The sequence below is a fragment of the Pantoea sp. JGM49 genome (assembly GCF_018257655.1).
In the GTDB taxonomy this organism is placed as follows: Bacteria; Pseudomonadota; Gammaproteobacteria; order Enterobacterales; family Enterobacteriaceae; genus Pantoea; species Pantoea communis.
The window spans coordinates 134,721-152,809 of sequence record NZ_JAERJM010000006.1 but is presented as its reverse complement, the minus strand read 5'-3'; the positions used below and the strand labels follow the sequence as shown (position 1 = coordinate 152,809).

General features: G+C 54.9%; 18 protein-coding genes and 1 pseudogene. 13 read left to right on the top strand and 6 right to left on the bottom strand.

The window, feature by feature from the left end; genetic code table 11:
• The first annotated feature begins 6 nt into the window (after window positions 1-6).
• The 8 genes and pseudogenes from tssF (at window position 7) to JK231_RS12580 (ending at window position 7,580) form a co-directional block, all read left to right on the top strand.
• Window positions 7-1,770 (top strand): type VI secretion system baseplate subunit TssF, encoded by a 1,764-nt coding sequence (gene tssF / locus JK231_RS12615; RefSeq protein ID WP_211728706.1) that lies wholly within the window; start codon window positions 7-9, stop codon window positions 1,768-1,770.
• Window positions 1,725-2,822, top strand: a complete 1,098-nt coding sequence (gene tssG / locus JK231_RS12610) for a type VI secretion system baseplate subunit TssG (protein ID WP_211728705.1) — start codon at window positions 1,725-1,727, stop codon at window positions 2,820-2,822. Before tssF ends, tssG begins: the two co-directional genes overlap by 46 nt.
• A complete protein-coding gene (gene tssJ, locus JK231_RS12605; protein ID WP_211728704.1) occupies window positions 2,797-3,336 on the top strand; it encodes a type VI secretion system lipoprotein TssJ in 540 nt (179 codons plus the stop codon). The genes tssG and tssJ overlap by 26 nt, the downstream gene beginning before the upstream one ends.
• Window positions 3,336-3,775 (top strand): annotated as a pseudogene (tssE, locus tag JK231_RS12600) (type VI secretion system baseplate subunit TssE). Before tssJ ends, tssE begins: the two are co-directional and overlap by 1 nt.
• A 19-nt stretch (window positions 3,776-3,794) precedes the next feature.
• On the top strand, window positions 3,795-4,922 hold the full coding sequence (locus tag JK231_RS12595; protein ID WP_211728703.1) for a VasL domain-containing protein: 1,128 nt from the start codon (window positions 3,795-3,797) through the stop codon (window positions 4,920-4,922).
• Between the two features lie 150 nt (window positions 4,923-5,072).
• The gene (locus tag JK231_RS12590; protein WP_211728702.1) at window positions 5,073-6,404 is read left to right on the top strand and encodes an ATP-binding protein; all 1,332 of its coding nucleotides are present in this window, start codon (window positions 5,073-5,075) and stop codon (window positions 6,402-6,404) included.
• Window positions 6,405-6,408: 4 nt separating this feature from the next.
• The gene (locus JK231_RS12585) at window positions 6,409-7,020 is read left to right on the top strand and encodes a response regulator (RefSeq protein ID WP_045834320.1); all 612 of its coding nucleotides are present in this window, start codon (window positions 6,409-6,411) and stop codon (window positions 7,018-7,020) included.
• Between the two features lie 86 nt (window positions 7,021-7,106).
• On the top strand, window positions 7,107-7,580 hold the full coding sequence (locus JK231_RS12580; RefSeq protein WP_097118724.1) for a heme-binding protein: 474 nt from the start codon (window positions 7,107-7,109) through the stop codon (window positions 7,578-7,580).
• Window positions 7,581-7,710: 130 nt separating this feature from the next.
• Here the strand turns inward: JK231_RS12580 and JK231_RS12575 are convergent, their stop codons facing one another.
• From JK231_RS12575 to JK231_RS12565, 3 genes are all read right to left on the bottom strand, one after another.
• Window positions 7,711-8,493 (bottom strand): ABC transporter permease, encoded by a 783-nt coding sequence (locus tag JK231_RS12575; protein ID WP_058961988.1) that lies wholly within the window; start codon window positions 8,491-8,493, stop codon window positions 7,711-7,713.
• The gene (locus tag JK231_RS12570) at window positions 8,493-9,416 is read right to left on the bottom strand and encodes an extracellular solute-binding protein (protein ID WP_211728701.1); all 924 of its coding nucleotides are present in this window, start codon (window positions 9,414-9,416) and stop codon (window positions 8,493-8,495) included. The genes JK231_RS12575 and JK231_RS12570 overlap by 1 nt, the downstream gene beginning before the upstream one ends.
• Before the next feature lie 114 nt (window positions 9,417-9,530).
• Window positions 9,531-10,091, bottom strand: coding sequence for a thioredoxin (locus tag JK231_RS12565; RefSeq protein WP_182058816.1), 561 nt, complete (start codon window positions 10,089-10,091; stop codon window positions 9,531-9,533).
• A gap of 288 nt (window positions 10,092-10,379) precedes the next feature.
• On the opposite strand from JK231_RS12565, the gene JK231_RS12560 reads away from it, so the two are divergent.
• The 3 genes from JK231_RS12560 to JK231_RS12550 all read left to right on the top strand — a co-directional run bounded on the left by JK231_RS12560 (window position 10,380) and on the right by JK231_RS12550 (window position 13,050).
• Complete coding sequence (locus JK231_RS12560) at window positions 10,380-10,649, top strand: hypothetical protein (RefSeq protein ID WP_160834159.1); 270 nt, start codon at window positions 10,380-10,382, stop codon at window positions 10,647-10,649.
• 110 nt (window positions 10,650-10,759) lie between these two features.
• The gene (locus JK231_RS12555) at window positions 10,760-11,776 is read left to right on the top strand and encodes an NAD(P)-dependent alcohol dehydrogenase (RefSeq protein WP_211728700.1); all 1,017 of its coding nucleotides are present in this window, start codon (window positions 10,760-10,762) and stop codon (window positions 11,774-11,776) included.
• 257 nt (window positions 11,777-12,033) lie between these two features.
• Window positions 12,034-13,050 carry an NAD(P)-dependent alcohol dehydrogenase gene (locus tag JK231_RS12550; protein ID WP_097118727.1) on the top strand — a complete coding sequence of 339 codons (1,017 nt, stop codon included), beginning with the start codon at window positions 12,034-12,036 and terminating at the stop codon, window positions 13,048-13,050.
• 43 nt (window positions 13,051-13,093) lie between these two features.
• Here the strand turns inward: JK231_RS12550 and JK231_RS12545 are convergent, their stop codons facing one another.
• Both JK231_RS12545 and JK231_RS12540 read right to left on the bottom strand, forming a co-directional pair.
• The gene (locus tag JK231_RS12545) at window positions 13,094-14,851 is read right to left on the bottom strand and encodes a DUF2534 family protein (RefSeq protein WP_211728699.1); all 1,758 of its coding nucleotides are present in this window, start codon (window positions 14,849-14,851) and stop codon (window positions 13,094-13,096) included.
• A gap of 62 nt (window positions 14,852-14,913) precedes the next feature.
• Entirely contained in the window at window positions 14,914-15,330 is a 417-nt protein-coding gene (locus JK231_RS12540; RefSeq protein ID WP_097118729.1) for a DUF2946 domain-containing protein, read from the bottom strand.
• Between the two features lie 186 nt (window positions 15,331-15,516).
• Here JK231_RS12540 and JK231_RS12535 point away from each other — a divergent pair, with 186 nt between their 5' ends.
• On the top strand, window positions 15,517-16,458 hold the full coding sequence (locus JK231_RS12535) for a D-2-hydroxyacid dehydrogenase (RefSeq protein WP_160834155.1): 942 nt from the start codon (window positions 15,517-15,519) through the stop codon (window positions 16,456-16,458).
• A 4-nt stretch (window positions 16,459-16,462) separates the two neighbouring features.
• Here the strand turns inward: JK231_RS12535 and glsB are convergent, their stop codons facing one another.
• Complete coding sequence (gene glsB, locus JK231_RS12530) at window positions 16,463-17,386, bottom strand: glutaminase B (RefSeq protein WP_211728698.1); 924 nt, start codon at window positions 17,384-17,386, stop codon at window positions 16,463-16,465.
• Window positions 17,387-17,653: 267 nt separating this feature from the next.
• Here glsB and JK231_RS12525 point away from each other — a divergent pair, with 267 nt between their 5' ends.
• On the top strand, window positions 17,654-18,001 hold the full coding sequence (locus tag JK231_RS12525) for a cupin domain-containing protein (RefSeq protein WP_160834154.1): 348 nt from the start codon (window positions 17,654-17,656) through the stop codon (window positions 17,999-18,001).
• Window positions 18,002-18,089: the final 88 nt, after the last annotated feature.

Sequence of the window (18,089 nt, the reverse complement as noted above, 5' to 3'; positions counted from 1 at the left end):
CCGTTTATGAAAGACTTAACTCTACGCTATTACGATAACGAAATGCGCTATCTGCGCGACGCCGCCAGAGAATTTGCCGAAACTCACCCTGACCGCGCCGCCATGCTCAATCTGGACCGCGCAGGCACGCCAGATCCTTTTGTGGAGCGCCTGCTTGAAGGATTTGCTTTTTCCGTCGGTCGGCTGCGTCAGAAGATTGATGATGACCTGCCGGAGCTGACCGAAGGTCTGGTCAGCATGCTCTGGCCGCATTATCTGCGCACGATCCCTTCACTCAGCGTGGTGGCTCTCTCGCCTGATCTGCCCAAAATGAAAATGGCGGAGACCGCTCCCGCCGGGCTGGAGGTGTATTCTCGCCCGGTAGGCCCCAAAAATACTGTCTGCCACTACCGCACCACAAAGCCGGTTACGCTTAATCCGCTGTCAATCTCAGGCGTGGTCATGGGCACCGAGCCGGACGGACGCTCCGTGCTGCGCCTGCGCATAGCCAGCAGCGGGCAGGCGGACTGGAGCCAGTGTGACCTGCGTCATCTCAGCCTGTGGCTGGGAGAAGACGTGCCCGTGGCGACCGCGCTGCATCAGAGGCTGACCCGCCGTCAGGCCGCGATATACGTCCGCCTGGCCGGGCAGCAGGAGCGGATCGCCCTCAACGCCTGGTTCAGCCCGGGTGGATTTGGTGAGGACGACAGGCTGTGGCCAAAGGGTGACAGCGCCTTCAGCGGCTATCAGTTGCTGCTGGAGTACTTCACCTTCCCGGAGAAGTTTCGCTTTGTGACCCTGAACGGACTGGAAGCTATCCCTCTTCCACCCGGACTCACGGGGTTCGATATTGAGGTGGTATTCAGTGAGGCGTGGCAGAGTGATTTGCCGGTGACCGATGCTTCGCTGAAACTGCACTGCGTACCGGTGATTAACCTGTTCACGCTGGAAGCTGACCCGCTGACGGTTAACGGACTGGAGAGCGAGTACCTGCTGCGCGCGAAGCGCCTGCAGGACGGACATACCGAAATTTACTCGGTGGATGCGGTCAGCGGTTCAGGGCTGACCGGTGCGGCTGAATACGTTCCGTTCACCAGTTTCCGGCACCGGGGCGGCATGATGCGACGCCTCGCACCTGAGCGCTATTTTCATACGCGCGTTCGAAAAGGCGTGACCGGGATGCACGACACCTGGCTGATACTCGGCGGTCAGCAGTGGGAGGAGGGGGAAGAGCTTTCCCGCGATACGCTCTCGCTGCGTATCACCGGCACCAACGGGCAGCTTCCCCGTCGTGCGCTGCAAAGCACCCTGCTGGACCGCTGCGAACAGGTGTTGCAGACCCCTGTCACGGTGCGCAATCTGACTCGTCCGACACTTCCTGCTTATCCACCCGCTGAGGACCGCTTTCACTGGCGGGTTCTGAGCCACCTCGGTTCCGGCTTCATCAATATGATGAATAGCGCAGAAGTGCTGCGCGGCACGCTGGCGTTGTACAACTGGCAGGATGACGAACTCTGCAACCGCAGGCTGGATGCGATTCTTGACGTACAGCATCACCGTCTGCAGCGGTTTAAGTCTGGTTACCTGCTGCGTGGTCTTGACATTGAGGTGACGCTCGACAGCAGCGGTTTTACCGGTGATGGCGACATACACCTGTTTGGCGAGATGCTTAACCGTTTTATGTCGCTTTACGCGGACATGAACCAGTTCATTCAGCTCTCCTTGATTATCCGGCCTGAAGGAAAATGCATCCGGTGGAAAGAGAATCACAGTCAGCGCCTGCCCGGCTAATCGCGCGGCTGGGTGACCGGCTGCCTTACATGAATTTTTACCGCTTCTGTCAGCTTCTGGAAAGGAGCGATCCCGAGGCACCCGTGCCGGGCTGCAGCTGGCAGGTGCGGCACGAACCGGTGCGCTTCCGGCCTCATCCCGGCATGGGCTTCCCGGCAGGGGAAATGCGTGGCGCGGAGGAACCCGCTTATCCGCATCTGCCGCCCACGGTACGCATTAATTTCATGGGGCTCTATGGCACGGCGTCTCCGCTGCCGTCGCATTACATTGATGATGTGACGCGGCAGCGCGAAGGGTACGAGGCCACACAGGATTTTCTGGACATCTTCAGCCACCGCCTGACCACGCAGTTTTATCGCATCTGGCGCAAATACACCTACCCGGCAACTTTCGCTCCTGGTGGCACCGATGACACCTCTCAGTACCTGCTGGGGCTGGCGGGTCTGGGGATAAGCGGCTGTGCGCAGAATATCGCGACGCCGGTCTCGCGTTTCCTTGCGTTGCTGCCGGTGATGCTGCTGCCCGGACGAACTGCGGAAGGCGTTACCTCACTGGTGAAGCTGCTGGCACCGGACACGCGCGCGCAGGTCGTGCCCTGGGATTCACGTCGTATTCCCCAATCCTCAATACTGAATATGAGCACGCGCCACCCTGTCAGTCTGACGCATCGACCGGTGGTGGGGACGCATGCCACAGACGTCAACGGTCAGGTATTGCTGAGGCTGTTCACCGGCAACCCTGAGGAAGTCCGGGGATGGCTCCCCGGCGGGCAACTGCACGGCGACTTGATGGCGCTGTTGCACGTCTACCTGGGATCAAAGCTAGATGCGCGACTGGAGCTGTGCGTTTACCGCGCAATGATGCCTGTTGCACAGCTAAGCTGCCGGAAGGAGGGGGCGCAGCAACTCGGGCGCACGGCGGTGCTGCCTCTGACACAAATCACGGGCTCCCGCGAGTCTAACCAGATAACCATACAGCTCGGTCGCTATCAGCGCGTCCGGGTGCAACCTTCAAGGATCGAAACCGATGAACAGGGCGACTATCGCTGGTAAAACGCTTATCCCTCTTATGCTGGCACTGAGCGTCAGCAGCTGCGGTCTGACGCAGAAAGTATCAGAGGGCACCGTCTCCGTAACAAAATCCATTTTTTACAAGCAAATACGCACACTGCATCTCGATTTTCGCGCCCGTGAAGGGGCAAACCGCAACGCACAGGGTGCTGCGCTCTCAACCGTGGTACGCATCTGGCAACTGAAGGACAGTAGCGCTTTTGACGCCTCAGACTACCCCTCGCTATTCACTGCTGACAGTCAGGTTCTGAAGGCGGACCTGCTGGCACAAAAGGACATCCGCATCCGCCCGGGTGAGTCAGTCAGTATTGATATGCCGATGGACGATAAGGCGGAATTCGTGGCAGTGGCTGGGCTATTCCTGTCGCCAGACACGCAGGATGATAAGTGGCGAATCTTACTGACCCGCAATGACCTCGATCCGGACAACGCGCGCGTGATTGAACTGGGTGACGGTACACTGACTTTGGTCGCGGAAAAGGCTAAAAGACCCTGATGATGCCTTCACTTTATGAGATCCTTTACGGCAATTTTAGTGGCGGGCTGGCGCTCGATGCCGTGAGCGAACGGGACCAGGTCATTCTTTCGGTGCTGGATAACCTGCAGCGCATCCTCAACACCCGCGCTGGTTCAATTGCACACATCCCCGACTACGGTTTGCCGGATATGACCCGCATCCTGCAGGGGATGCCGGGCACTGCGCACCAGCTGCTTCACACCTTTTCAAGCGTGTTGCTGAAGTACGAACCGCGCCTCAAGCGTATTGAGGTGGCATTGCTGGAACAAACGTTGCCAGGCGAATTGCGCTACGCCATTGAAGCCGAACTCACCGGTATTGGCTGGTGCGCTACGGCACGGAATTCAAACCAGAGGGCAGAGTGTTGCTGCGTCACTTAAAGCAACAGCAGTTAATGGGCAGTGGTTTGACGGGATAAACAAGGAAGGTTGCTGAATATGAATCAGGTGATTAAAACCGGTGCAGATCCGCGCACCTTACCAGGCTATTCCCAGTTGCGGGAAGAGATGAGTAAGCTGACGCATCCCGCCCGGCCCGATGTTGATTGGGGGAAAGTGGAGAGACTCACGCTGGGGTTGTTTGAACAAAATGGACTGGAGTTGCAGAGTGCGGCCTGGTTCACTTTGGCGCGTGCCAACAACGCGGGTTTGAGGGGGCTCAATGAAGGCTTGAATCTGATTGACGCGCTGGTGGTACATCAGTGGTCGATTTTCTGGCCGCTGGCGATTGATGCGCGCGCCGATATCCTCAGCGTGATGTTTCGACGTCTGCAAAGTCTCTACCGTGGCTGGCAGGTGGTGGGCAGCGAGATGGCGGCGCAGCTATTAGAAACGGAGCGGTTGCTGATATCCCTGCGTGAAGCGTTGTTACGTTTTGGTATCAGGGAATTCGCGCAGGCCAATACGTTATTGCATCAGGTCAAACACTCCATAACGCAGCTTCAAGAAAGACTGCCCTCTCCGGTACAGCTTATTCCGGCAGCACTCAACAGTGAACACCACAGCCATCCGGCTCGCGTTTATGTGGTCTATCCTGATGCGGATGAGCAGCAAGACGCGCCCACAACGGCTTCATCATTAAAATCATTTGTGAGTGGGGCCTGCTGTGCCTTACTGGCTGGCGTTTTAGTCTTTGTCTGTGGCAGTTGGTATCGATACGAACAGCATCAGCACTTGATGGCCTCTCAAGCCCTGCTCGAACAACAGCGCAGAGAGAAACAAGCGATATCGTTGGAAAAATTACAGAGCTGGCATCGTGGTATGGCGCAGTTGGAAAATATGGCTGAACAACTCAATGGACTGGATAAAACTAAAGGAAAATATCTCACGGTGAGTGAGCTTAAAACGGGGATTTTTTCCGCGATGCAGGCCTTTAACCAGCAGATTCCGGTTGAAGAGCAACTTCGACGTTACGCTGAAGGTAACGGTGATCAGCTGAGTGAACAAACACAGACGGGATTACTGTTAAAACAGCTGATGTTTCGTTATCAACTCATACAACAGGATAACGCAGAGTCGCTTACCGATCGGGAAAAAGCCAATCTAAATCAAAGTCGTACCTGGTAGACTTCTGAAATCAGCGCTAAACCAGTAAAACTGATTGAATCCAATGGGTGGGCAGGTTACAACGTTGCAAAACTATGAATGGATGCTGGTGCAGTATCGACAACCCTCCTGACCCGGAGGGCTTTTTTATCGCTTTAACAACGGAAAACTATGCCTCACACTTACCGCCCATGGATGAAAAGGTATTGGCTGGTCTGGCTACTTCTCACGCTGGTGACTTTGTTCGCATTACTTGCCGAACAAATCCTGGATCAACAGCGCACGCGTGAAGCGGAATTCCATCAGCAGTTCAGTCGTATTGCGGCCTATTTAACGCAGAATGAAACTCTGTTGCCATTATTGACGGGTGATGAAAACCTCACTGAATTGCAGAAGAAATTTCCGCAAATCGTGCAGCTTGAGCACACACAGAACAGGCCGCTAACCGGCCCGCGGTTTGAAGATGCCAGCGAAGGACGGTACTGGCTGTATAACCCCTATCGACAATTCCGCATGCTGGTGGATTTGCATTTTGCCGTGCAAGCCCCAGAGGTCGGGCTGGCACTTGCATTTCATATTCATGCTCAGCCCGCAATACTAACTTCGGCCTATTCTGAAACGGCGCGCTGGCAATGGCAGCGTCCGTTTATCAACCTCTACCAACCTTTTCTAATTAAAGGCAGCGCGAATCCTGATTGGCGTGCGCTGCATGTCGCTCCGCCCCTGCTGGCTTTGACGTTGTGGCTCATCACCGGTTTTCTCGGTTGGGGATTATTGCGTCACTGGCGACAAAACGTCGAAATGCGTCTGCGGGCTGACTATTTCCAGCGCACGCGGCGTGAATCTTTGGGTGAATTCACGGCGGGTATCATCCATGAAATTAACCAGCCGCTCACCGCGATAAACACGTGGTTACACACCAGTCAGCTGCTGCTTAAGCAAGGCAAACACGATAGCCTGCCGCAGACACTCGGTGCCATCAGTTTACAAACTGAACGATTGGCCGGATTGCTGCAACGTTTTCGCGACATTGTCAGCGAACGCCCGGTGGCGATGACTGCGATCGGTGTTGAATCAACATGGCGGCGAGTCACGGTGCTATTACAACAAGAACTGGATGCGGGCGCTGTGGTGCTTCATCAGCAGTTTCAGCATGACCACGCGCGTGTTATCGGCGACGAACAATGGCTCGAACAGGTCTTTCACAATCTGCTACAAAATGCGATCCACATGCAGCAAGGGCAGGCGGATGCGTGGGTGGCTATCAATTCAGAACGCCTGGCGCACGAGATTAAAATCATCATCAGTGATAACGGACCAGGCTTTTCTGTCGAAGGATTAGCGCAGGCCTGTATGCCGTTTTACAGCTCGCGACCAGAAAGCATGGGGCTTGGCATGACGCTGGTTGAGAGCTTGATGTTACGCATGAATGGCCAGCTGCGGCTGGCAAACCGCGCCGAAGGCGGCGCGGAAATCACCCTAATTTTCCCACTGGCGGAGTAACGGAATGAGCGCAAAAGTTTGGTTAGTGGATGATGATTTGTCGGTGCGTGAATCATTGGGTTTTCTCTTGAGAACGCTGGAATATGACGTTGCCGACTTTGCTGATTTGGCCTCATTTGAGGCGGCTACGTCAGCGCAGGAACCGCTGCGCGGCTGTTTGTTGCTGGACGTCCGCATGCCGGGCATCAGTGGCCTTAGCTGGTTGGCAGAGAAGGGCGAAAGGCATCCGCTGCTGCCGGTGATCATCATGACCGGTCATGGCACGATTGAAGCCTGTCGCCGTGCGTTCCGTCAGGGGGCTTTCGAGTTCTACACCAAACCGTTAGAGATTGAACCGTTGCTGGAAAGCGTGCACCAGGCAATGCATGAAAGTGAACAGCGCGCGCAGCGCTGGCAGGCGCAACAGATTTTGCAGTCGCGTTTTGCATTGTTGTCGGTGCGTGAAAACGAAGTGATGCAACTGATGATTGCCGGGCAGACCAGCAAAGAGATAGCGCGTGATTTATCGCTGTCACCACGAACGGTTGAAGCCCATCGCGCCGCAGTTCTGACTAAACTGGAAATGGACAATCTTGCGCAACTGATTCACGCCTGGCAGCAACTTAACCAGGTATAACTACCTGGCAGAACGCGTGATCACCCGAATATTTATTAACCTGCTCTCATTTTACAGTGTCACCTAACATAACTCAGGAGTGACACATGACTATTCGCCTTTCTTTGATTGCTGCTGCGGCGGCATTTGTTTCTTTTGGCAGCCAGGCCGCCGTGACTGAATCCAATCTGTCATTGGCTGAGGCGCAAAAACTGGCCAGCGTAGCTATTCAGTCCTGCGCAGCAAAAAATTACAATGTCACCGTGACAGTAGTAGATCGCGCAGGTTTAGTGACTGCGGTACAGCGTATGGACAATGCCGGTCCGCACACCGTAGAAGCGAGCCGTATGAAGGCCTACACCGCGTTGAGTACCAGGAATCTGAGTGGCAAAGTGATGGAAACGGCACAGAACAATCCAGGCGCGCAGAATATGCGTGACGTACCAGGCTTTCTGCTGTTAGCCGGTGGCGTGCCGGTAAAAAGTGGTAATCAGGTGATTGGTGCGATTGGTGTCGGTGGTGCGCCGGGCGGTAATCTTGATGAGGCTTGCGCGCTGGATGCATTGAAAGCGATTGATTAAGTCATGATGGGCGCAATATATTGCGCCCATTAAGCACATGGTCTGTCGTGTCATTTCAATTAGCCTGTCCAACATAGCCTGGGCACGTCCTGCAGGCCACCCGCTACGGAATATCGGTTTCCCTGCCGCGCTATGACTCCACTGATGAACTGCCATAACGTACGCGTCTTGACGCCACAAAACACAGCAGCGGCACCGGTAAGGTAAACAACAGCAGCAACCACAGCAGTACGTACACCGCATCGACGCCGTCATTTTGCAGATTGTTATAAAGCTGAACCGGCATGCCCTGAGGGAAATAGGCGAAAATCATGACAATGCCGAACTCACCCATGGCGCGCACCCACGCCAAAGCTGTTGCAGAGGCCAAACCCGGCGCGGCCAGCGGAACCGACAAACGCCAAAATCCTTGCCACGGTGAGGCACCTAAGGTACGACCGGCATCCAGAATATCCTGCGGAACGCCCGCAAAAGCGGAACGCGCAGTGGTAATGAAGTAGGGCAGTGCGCCGTACCATTGCGCCAGAATAAACGCGGCAGGATTGTTAACCAGCGTCCAGCCAAATTTCCCCAGTAACTCCCCCGGAACACTATAAGGTCCGTAAGCGCTCACCAGTAAAATCCCCATTGCCAGCGGAGGCGTCAGTAATGGAATCATCACCAACAGTTCCACAATGGCGCGTGCGCGACCCTTTGCCTGCGACAACCACCACGCCACCGGCAATCCGCTGATAAAGATCAACAGCAGCGCAATCGCGCCCAATCCCAAAGAGGTGGAGATGGCACTGCCATCGCCCCAGGCAAGGTGCATGTGCTGCCATTGCGTAACGCCAATCAGGGTGACGAATGGCACTGCCAGCAACATCAGTGCTGGCAGTGACAACCAAAGCGCGGTGGCGTGACCGGTCTTCATTACTGATAAACAGCTCCGCCTTTCGGTGCGGCGTAACCATTCTGTTTAAACAGCGCCTGACCTGGCTGGCTCAGCATGAAATCGACAAAGGCTTTACCCGCTGCCGTACCGTGCGGGGCGTTTTTCAGCACTGCTGCGTAGTAAACCAGCGGCTGGGTATGCAGTACTTTATCTTTGCCCGCGCTGTCTTTGACGCTGAAGCTGACAGTGTCATACCACTGTTTTGCCATGTCTGGGTTGCTCAGGTTGATCTCATCCGGCAGCGCCACATAAGGCAGATGCGCGGATATCACTTCACTCTCATAACCTGCCGCGGCATCGACCTGACCACTCTCCAGACGAGCCAGCAGGCCACCTTCAAGATGGGTCTGAGCAGGGTTTTGGTAGCCACCAAGAATTTTATCGGCGATGCCCGGCTGCTTGTAATACTTCTCAGCCAGCAGCAGGGTAAAGATAATGTTCTGGCCTTTTGGATCGTTAATCGGATCGGTGCGACCGAATTTAATTCCCGGCGTGGCCAGCACTTTCAGCCAACTGGCATCTGCGCCTTTAGCCTGTGCGAACTGCTGAGCAAATTTCCCTTTAGGGCTGTACGCCACCACCATGCTGGTGCTGGCAACCGGTACGGCACCATCAATCAATCCAGCATCTTTTAAGATCTGCATCGGGCCTGGCGTGATGGAGACGAACACGTCAGCAGTGATTTTTTTACTCGCCAGCAGACGTGCCATGCCGTATGCGCCCTGGCCTTGCCCTTCATATTTTCCGTCGTTCTGTTTGGCAAAGGCTGGACCTAAAGACTGGTCCATCACTTTCCCCATCGAACCAGCATAAGTTACGCGAATATCGGTACTGGCTTGTGCTTGCAGGCTGAGGCCCGCGGCGGCGGTTAACATCGATGCTGTGAGGTATCTGACTTGCATTCCCTTTCTCGCTATATAATTAGGTAGATAACGATTATCGGAAATTGTGCAATCAGTGCAAGCTGAAATCTGTTGCGAAATATGGGGATAGCCCGCCGGAGCGGGCTGACGACATCAGGCGAGAATGCGCTGTGCCCAGGACTCAATATCATCACCGCTACCCATATCCAACTGCACCAGACCGTTGGTGATAAAGGTGGGTGAGACGTGAATACCGTTCTGGCGCGAATATTTACAATGCCATTTAATTTCGTTCTGCAGCTCGGCGCGCAGGAACGGCGCGTGTGCATCGATGCCGCTGTACTGCTGCAAACGTGCAAGGATTTGGTTCGGCGTCGCGTCCATATTGGGCCCATGACTGTGATCGGTGAACTCAAACTCCTCACGATGATCGGCGACCGCCTGCAGCACACGTTTTGCAGCGGCTTTGCCCTCTGGCAAAGTGGATGCGGCGAGGATGTAACGAACGATCAGTCCGGAATACATATGCCATGGCTGGGATTGCAGCCGAATCTTCAGCGTCATCTTATCTTCCCCCACCAATGCCAGCAGCGCATCCAGCTTATTAAAAGCACGGACTGAGAACGGGCAGGTAGGTTCCAGAAACACTTCAAACACTTTGGGGCCGTGGCCCCAGATTAATGGATCGGCGTGTAAAGCAGTGGTTTGACTCATATTCATTCCCTGTTGCGAGGTTAAACGTTGCCCTACTTTGGCAAAGCGCGGCGACGACAGCCAGCTTAGGTTTATGCTTTTTTGTTACAAGGACATTTGCGGTCGTCAGCACGATGCAAAATAAAAATCATTTTATAGATCCGTTAACTACAAGAATGTCCGCTGTTCCGGCATTTGCTCAGAAAATAAGCGGCTATAGTTATGCCAGCTTTGTTCTCTTTTTGTGCGGTCAGCGCCGCACGGTTTATTCATTTGCCTGGAGCCAATAGATAAGCAACGAGGTTCAATGTGTTTGCCGAAATATCCTGGAAAATCATCCATCAGGTCATTAACCAGACCATCGCGGAGATGGTGGATGAGCAGCAAACGTTGGATGTGATAACCCTGCGTAGACGGTTGCGTGAAATGGCCGAAAACGAGACAGATGAAGAGATGGTGCTGTGTTACTGGCAAGCCAGCAAAGTGCTGATGCGCTTACCGCCGACAATCACCGCCAGCCAACTGATTGAAGCAGCGAGGCATGCGTTTCGCAGCCCACTGAATCACGATCCGCTTTAACCCTAAATGCTTTTCTGACGAATCGCGGATAATCGTTTGATTTATCGTCATAATCCTGGCGTACGCTCTGCTAGACTAGTGAGTCGAAAACGCTGAAACAGAGGACAGTAATGAAAATCAAAAGTTATGCCGCGATGAACGCAGGCGAAGCGCTGGTGCCTTTTGAGTATGAGGCCGGTCCGCTGGCAGCTGAAGAGGTACAGGTTGAGGTCGATTACTGTGGCGTTTGCCACTCTGACCTGTCGATGATTGATAACGAGTGGGGCATCTCCTCGTTTCCAGTGATCGCGGGCCATGAAGTGATTGGTCGCATCAGCGCGTTGGGTGATGCCGCGCAAAACAAAGGACTGAAAGTCGGTCAGCGTGTGGGCATTGGCTGGACAGCGAAAAGCTGCCAGCACTGTAATGCCTGTATCAACGGCGAGCAGGTCAACTGCGAAAACGGTTCAGTGCCAACCATCATGAACAAAGGTGGTTTCGCCAGCCATCTGCGTGCTGACTGGCAATGGGTGATCCCGCTGCCAGAGTCAATGGATATCACCACTGCCGGCCCACTGCTGTGCGGCGGTATCACCGTGTTCAAACCGCTGCTGATGCACAACATCAATGCCACCAGTCGTGTGGGCGTGATCGGCATCGGTGGCCTTGGCCACATGGCGATCAAACTGTTGCGTGCTATGGGTGCGGAAGTGACTGCGTTCAGCTCCAACGCCAGTAAAACGGAATCTATCCTGGCGATGGGTGCGGATCGCGTGGTGAACAGCCGTGATCCACAAGCATTGAACGCGCTGGCAGGCCAGTTTGATCTGATCATCAGCACCGTTGCGGTTGATTTGGACTGGCAACCGTACTTCCAGGCGCTGGCACCGCACGGTAAATTCCACACCGTGGGTGCCGTGATGAAGCCCTTTGAAGTTCCGGCTTTCAGCCTGATCATGGGTGACCGTGCCGTGACAGGATCATCCACCGGTTCTCCGGGCCAGTTGCGTTCGTTAATGAAACTGGCATCGCGTGCTGACGTTGCGCCAACGGTAGAAGCGTTCCCGATGTCGAAAATCAACGACGCGCTGGATCATGTCCGCGCCGGTAAAGCGAATTACCGCGTAGTGCTGAAAGCGGATTTCTAACATGGTGATAAAGTCGGCAGCCATGCCCTTGCAACTTCAATGTCAGATGAGGGTCCGACTATTGCGTTGCAGTGCAGCCATGCCGACCTGAAGTCTTACGGTGCGCAGCGTGCGCACCGATTCTTCGCCCCTCCATTCTTAAGCTGCATCGTCCTTCCAAACAGCATTCCCCTTACTAATAACCTGATTATTCAGCATTATATTGCTCATCACTTTGCTACTCTGATGCTCTATCGAGCAAAACTCCGAGGACAGCGATGAAGATTTCCAGCTATGCCGCTCTGCAAGCGGGTGAGGCGTTAGTGCCTTATGAATATGATGCCGGCCCGCTGGCAGCGGAAGACGTACAGGTTGAAGTCGATTACTGCGGCGTGTGCCATTCCGACTTGTCGATGATCGATAATGAGTGGGGCGGTTCACGTTATCCGTTGATTGCCGGACATGAAGTGATTGGTCGCGTGGCGGCGCTGGGAGAGGCGGCGCAAAACAAAGGGCTCAGCATCGGGCAACGCGTCGGTATCGGCTGGACGGCAAAAAGCTGCCATCACTGTGATGCCTGCATCGCAGGCGATCAGGTCAATTGCGAAAATGGCAAAGTCTCGACCATTAATAACCGTGGTGGTTTCGCCAGCCATCTTCGTGCCAATTGGCAATGGGTGATCCCGTTGCCCGAGTCGTTGGATTTGGCTTCTGCGGGTCCACTGCTGTGCGGTGGTATCACGGTATTTAAGCCGTTACTCATGCATAACATCAACGCCACCAGCCGCGTAGGGGTGATTGGTATCGGTGGGTTAGGACACATGGCGATTAAGCTGCTGCGTGCGATGGGCGCGGAAGTCACCGCCTTCAGCTCCAATGCCAGTAAAACCGACTCCATTCTGGCGATGGGCGCCAATCGGGTGGTAAACAGCCGCGATGCGGAAGCCCTGAATGCATTAACTGGTCAGTTTGATCTGATCATCAGCACCGTTGCCGTGGATTTAGACTGGAAGCCCTACTACCAGGCACTGGCGCGACAAGGCAAGTTCCACACGGTGGGCGCGGTGATGAAGCCGTTTGAGGTTCCGGCGTTCAGTTTGATTGTCGGCGATCGTGCGCTAACCGGATCTTCAACCGGTTCTCCCGCTCAGTTACGTACCTTGCTCAAGTTAGCCGCCCGCGTGGATATCGCTCCACAGGTGGAGGAATTTCCGATGTCGCAGGTCAATGCCGCGTTAGAACATGTGAGAGCGGGAAAAGCCCATTATCGCGTGGTACTCAAAGCGGATTTTTAAGTCTCGTTGATGAGATGAGGTGCGCATCCTTGCGCACCAACCCTTATTTACCTTGTGGATCGCTTTCGCCCAGGAAGAAATACCACAACGGAATCGACATCAGTGCGGTGAACACTGCGCTGTATAAGGCAATCATCAACCCCTGCGTGATGTACATCGTCAATGACCAGTGGCTAAACGGGATACCGTATTGATCGATCACTCCGCCAATAATCGCATTGCTCATCACCGAAACGACAATCACCGCCAGAATGCACACGCCGCGCAGGAAGTTACGCATCTCCTTGCGCTTCACCGTAAAGCGAGCGCGAATAATGCCAAGCGGTGACTGCTGCGACGCCAGAATCTCTGCTTCGGTCATCGGAACACGTTGCTGTTTACGCCAGCGCAGAATATCGATCAGTAAAAACGCCAGCAGGCTTACGCCCATCACCGGCAGCGCATAACCCAGCGCCAACGCCACTATCAAGCAGGTGCCTTTACTGTAGTGCGGTATGGCGAGCCAGGTTTCGGTTAATGTTTTCGCCGGGCTGGCTTCCGCTTGCTGCGGACGGCGAGCCCACCACATGCGATAACCCAGCACGATCATCGTGCATAAACCAAGTCCAAAGAACGCCAACAGCAGTTGGTTAGGCAAGCCAAACAGCACGCCCATATGCGCATCCACGCCCCAGCGCGTCAGTTTTGCCACCAGTGGGAACTGGGCGAAATAGACGTGATCAACAATCGTGAAGTCCTGCGGATTCACGGAAACCGCATCAACCCGTGTCGGCCAGCTTCGATCGATTTCGGTCACTGCCCATGCTTTGTCCGCGCTTTTCGGCTGACGTAACTCTAGCTTACTGGCGCTCAATCCATCCTGGCGGGCGGCGTTGAGTACGCGATCCCAGTCACTGTCCGGCAGATTGTCAGGCATTGGCTTCGCGGGCTGTGCAACCGGTTTTGTCATTGATGACATCGACATTTTGGACATGTCCATATCCGACATATCCATATCAGGCATCCCTGGCATGCTGTGATGGTCAGCATGAGGATCGGCGGGTGCCGTATCGCTACTAAGTGAAGTGTTGACCTGTGGTGTCAGCCAGTTCAACTCCGTACGCCAGCGGTCAATATTATTACCCGCCCACTGCGACCAGGTTAAACCGGTGGCGGAGAAGAATACCAATCCCAGCACCAGCGTCAGACCCAGCGTGATATGCCAGTGGCGGCTAAAGGCGAATCCCTTGCGCGCGGCTTTCAGCTTACGTTTCGGGCGCGTGCCCAGCCACAGCACCACGCCGCCCAGTGCAGCAACCCACAACCAGGACGCCGCGAGCTCGCTGTAGTTGCGGCCAAAATCACCCAACAGCAGACTGCTGTGCAGCAGATCAAGCGTGGTACGCAACGGCAGTACACCGCTGGTGCCGTACACCGTCATATCGCCTTTCACTTTCAGGCTATAAGGATCGATAAACACCGCGCGAGACTGCGAAGCACCCAGTGAGGCATCGCTGAACTGTACGCGAGTGGTATCCGTTGCGCCTGGCGCAGGCCGCACAGCGTAAATGTGCTGTTTCTCACCTGCGTAGGCGCGTGCCGCGCTGATTTGCGCAGACAGTGGCTGGGCAGGGCCATTGGGTTGTGCCGTTAACGCGTCGGAGTAGATGACGTTTTCCAGTTGTGGCGTCAGCACATAGAGCGTGCCGCTGAGTGCCGCGACAAAAATAAAGGGCGCGACAAACAGGCCAATATAAAAATGTAAGCGACGAAGTAGATTAAGCACCGCACCACGCGGTGCTGCAGAGTAAGCAGCAGACAAAGCCGTCTTCCTTCCGGTTAGAGAATGCCGTGACGCAAAAAGGTGCGTCGTTAATGATGTTATCAGCAGGAGAGAACAGCAGGCGGCGCACGCGGACGGTGTGTTGGGCTAAAGCGTCGGATCACCGGAGCCTGCAGAGGCGGCAGCGGTGGGGCGCGAGAAATCACCATCATCAGCCAAATGAACGGGATGAACACCCACATCATCAACGGCACATGCACCAGCAAGTCACAGTAGCCGCAGGCGAATTCACCGTCTTCCATCATGTGATGGTCCATGCCCGGCATCGCCATATCCATCATCATTTCGTGATGATGCATCGACATTTCAGACGTCATGCCGTGGGATGGCATATCCATCATGCGGCTTTGCCGTTCCATCAACGACTTCGATACGATCGGCGCGACAAACAGCAGCAGCACCGCCAGGATGGCGATACAGGCAGTCAGGCGCTGGCGAAGTTGATGTGAAAAGGTCATGGCGGCGACGAAATGATTCAACAAATGAGGCCGAAGTGTAACCCCATTGCCGCAGAAGGGTTACAGAAACTCAGGCTAATTTAGAAAAAATTCGCACCTTTTGAAAAAAGTCACTTTACGCGCTGTATTTGTTAACCTAAATGCAACCTGATGAGAACAGTGCGGAAACATGTAAACGGAGAAGCGATGAAAATAGTGATGCTGGATGGTGATACGCTGCCTACACCGCCGACACGCCCGGAGTGGTGTACGGAATGGGATTTTCGTGGAACAACGGCACAGCACGACATTATTTCTGCCTTAAAGGGCGCGCAGATTGCCATCACCAACAAAGTGCCGCTGCGCGCGGAAACACTGAAACAGTTGCCGGATCTGCGCTACATCTGTGTCGCGGCAACGGGTTACGACTGCATCGATTTGGATGCATGTCGTGAACGCGGCATTGTGGTCAGTAATGTGCCCGGCTACTCCACGCGAAGCGTCTCCGAAGGCGTGATTGCCGCCTTATTTGCCCTGCGTCGCCATCTGGTGGATTACGCCAACAGCACGCGCGCGGCCTGGCCTGCATCGTCGCATTTTTGTGTGCATCGCCAGCCGATTCAGGACATTTTCGGTGCGACCTTAGGGATTGTCGGCAAAGGCGACATCGGCAGCGCGGTGGGTGCGATGGCAGAAGCGCTCGGCATGACGGTACTCTACGCGGACCGCAAAGGCAGTTCAGCGCCGCGCGCTGGTTATGTTCCGTTTGAAGAGGTGCTGGCGCGTAGTGATGTGTTGAGCTTGCATTGCCCGCTGACGCCGCAAACTCAGCAGTTAATCGATTTGCAGGCGCTGGCGCAGATGAAGCCGTCAGCCTGGCTAATCAACACTGCACGCGGTGGACTGATCAATGAAACGGAACTGGCCCACGCGCTGCGTCAGGGGGCGATTGCCGGTGCAGCGCTGGATGTGCTCAGCAGTGAACCACCAGCAGCCGATCATCCGCTGTTGCAATCGGAAATTCCTAACCTGCTGCTGACACCACACATCGCCTGGGCCAGCCAGCAGGGAGTGAACAATCTGTTGCGCGGTATTGAAGCTAATCTCGAGGGATTTGCTCAGGGCAATCCAACGCATGTGGTGAGCTAAGCGCTTAAAAAATCGAGCGGCCCAGTCGCTCGGTGAGTTTCTCCAGCAGCGCGGTGCCCGCCAGAGAGTTACCGGAGTGATCCAGCGCCGGCGACCAGACCGCGATACACATCTCACCGGGGATGACCGCGACAATGCCGCCACCTACGCCCGACTTCGCGGGCATTCCCACACGCCAGGCGAACTCGCCAGCACCGTCATACATGCCGCTGGTCATCATCAGCGCATTGACCTGGCGTGCCTGACGCGGTGAGATCACGGCCCACTCATCATGCTGACTGCGTCCCAGGTTAGCGAGATAGAGAAAGGTGCGCGCCAGCTCTTCACAGCTCATGGAGAGTGAGCAGTAGTGGAAATAGATTTCCATCACTTTGCTGACATCATTGTGGAAATTGCCAAACGACTTCATCAGCCAGGCAATGGCGGCATTGCGAGCCGAATGCTCGTATTCAGAGCGCGCAACCACACGGTCATAATTGATGTCGCTTTGCTGGGCCAGACGGCGCACAATCTCCAGCATACGCTGGCGCGGGGCAGTTAAACGACTCTCCAGCAAGTCACACATCACCAGCGCACCGGCGTTAATGAAGGGATTGCGGGGTTTGCCCTGTTCCAGCTCCAACTGCACCAGCGAGTTAAACGCCTGACCGGAGGGTTCCTTACCCACACGCTGCCAGATCTCGGCATCGTCATACAGCGTCAACGCGACCGTGAGTGACAGCACTTTGGAGATCGACTGAATAGAAAAACGCGTGGAAGCATCGCCAGCCTGAAAGCGCTGGCCATCGGGTGTGACAATGGCGATGCCGAGCTGATCGGCATCGACACCGGCCAATGCGGGAATGTAGTCCGCCACCTTGCCCTGTCGCGTTAAAGGACGGACTTCAGCGACAATTTCTTCCAGCAATCCATTCGTGAGTTCTGACACCAGATGGCTCCAATTTTCTTGTTTTTCCGTTTCAAATACGTTTGCGGCTTGTTTCATAGCGCGTATCTGCAGTCATGAAGCCGCTATCAGCTGCGCAATCAAGAGAATGGCAATCGAAGTGCGGTAGTAGAGACAGCATGATCTTTAAGGCCAGGATCATGGTGATTTGCCCCTAACTCGTCAACGGGCGACGTAAAATTCTGTGAGCCTTCCGGGTGAAGCCTGCGTTACAGTGCATAAATCCAGCAAAAACATCGGGCTCACATTATGTTGACCAATCTGTTGCGTGATTTTCCGTCAGCGGTGCAAAGCGGCAGCGCTGAAACCTTCGAAGCGCTGTTGTCACAACCCAATCTCCTGATTGAACGTATCGTTTCAACCGGGCAAGCCAGTCCGCCCGATTTTTGGTACAGCCAGACGCAAGGTGAATGGGTGATGATTTTACAGGGTTCGGCTGGATTGCAGTTGGAAGGCGAAAGCGAAGCGCGCACACTGTTACCCGGCGATTTCATCGATATTCCTGCAGGCTGCCGCCATCGCGTTTGCTGGACGGATAGCCAGGGCCCTACGGTATGGCTGGCGGTGCATTACGGAGAGCTGCCCAGCCAACCGTAAAATTCTGTTGCCAATGATTGCGTTACGCGATCGCCTGAGTTAGCTATGCTGACGGTTTTTCGTCGCGGGAGATGCGGCGCTGATGTAA

Excerpts from the sequence above, each read along its gene's own strand:
- tssG (WP_211728705.1), top strand. The coding sequence starts at position 1,725 with ATGCATCCGGTGGAAAGAGAATCACAGTCAGCGCCTGCCCGGCTAATC.
- tssF (WP_211728706.1), top strand. The coding sequence starts at position 7 with ATGAAAGACTTAACTCTACGCTATTACGATAACGAAATGCGCTATCTG.
- JK231_RS12595 (WP_211728703.1), top strand. The coding sequence starts at position 3,795 with ATGAATCAGGTGATTAAAACCGGTGCAGATCCGCGCACCTTACCAGGC.
- JK231_RS12580 (WP_097118724.1), top strand. The coding sequence starts at position 7,107 with ATGACTATTCGCCTTTCTTTGATTGCTGCTGCGGCGGCATTTGTTTCT.
- JK231_RS12525 (WP_160834154.1), top strand. The coding sequence starts at position 17,654 with ATGTTGACCAATCTGTTGCGTGATTTTCCGTCAGCGGTGCAAAGCGGC.
- JK231_RS12535 (WP_160834155.1), top strand. The coding sequence starts at position 15,517 with ATGAAAATAGTGATGCTGGATGGTGATACGCTGCCTACACCGCCGACA.
- JK231_RS12570 (WP_211728701.1), bottom strand. The coding sequence starts at position 9,416 with ATGCAAGTCAGATACCTCACAGCATCGATGTTAACCGCCGCCGCGGGC.
- JK231_RS12575 (WP_058961988.1), bottom strand. The coding sequence starts at position 8,493 with ATGAAGACCGGTCACGCCACCGCGCTTTGGTTGTCACTGCCAGCACTG.
- tssJ (WP_211728704.1), top strand. The coding sequence starts at position 2,797 with ATGAACAGGGCGACTATCGCTGGTAAAACGCTTATCCCTCTTATGCTG.
- JK231_RS12590 (WP_211728702.1), top strand. The coding sequence starts at position 5,073 with ATGCCTCACACTTACCGCCCATGGATGAAAAGGTATTGGCTGGTCTGG.
- JK231_RS12540 (WP_097118729.1), bottom strand. The coding sequence starts at position 15,330 with ATGACCTTTTCACATCAACTTCGCCAGCGCCTGACTGCCTGTATCGCC.
- JK231_RS12555 (WP_211728700.1), top strand. The coding sequence starts at position 10,760 with ATGAAAATCAAAAGTTATGCCGCGATGAACGCAGGCGAAGCGCTGGTG.
- JK231_RS12585 (WP_045834320.1), top strand. The coding sequence starts at position 6,409 with ATGAGCGCAAAAGTTTGGTTAGTGGATGATGATTTGTCGGTGCGTGAA.
- JK231_RS12565 (WP_182058816.1), bottom strand. The coding sequence starts at position 10,091 with ATGAGTCAAACCACTGCTTTACACGCCGATCCATTAATCTGGGGCCAC.
- JK231_RS12550 (WP_097118727.1), top strand. The coding sequence starts at position 12,034 with ATGAAGATTTCCAGCTATGCCGCTCTGCAAGCGGGTGAGGCGTTAGTG.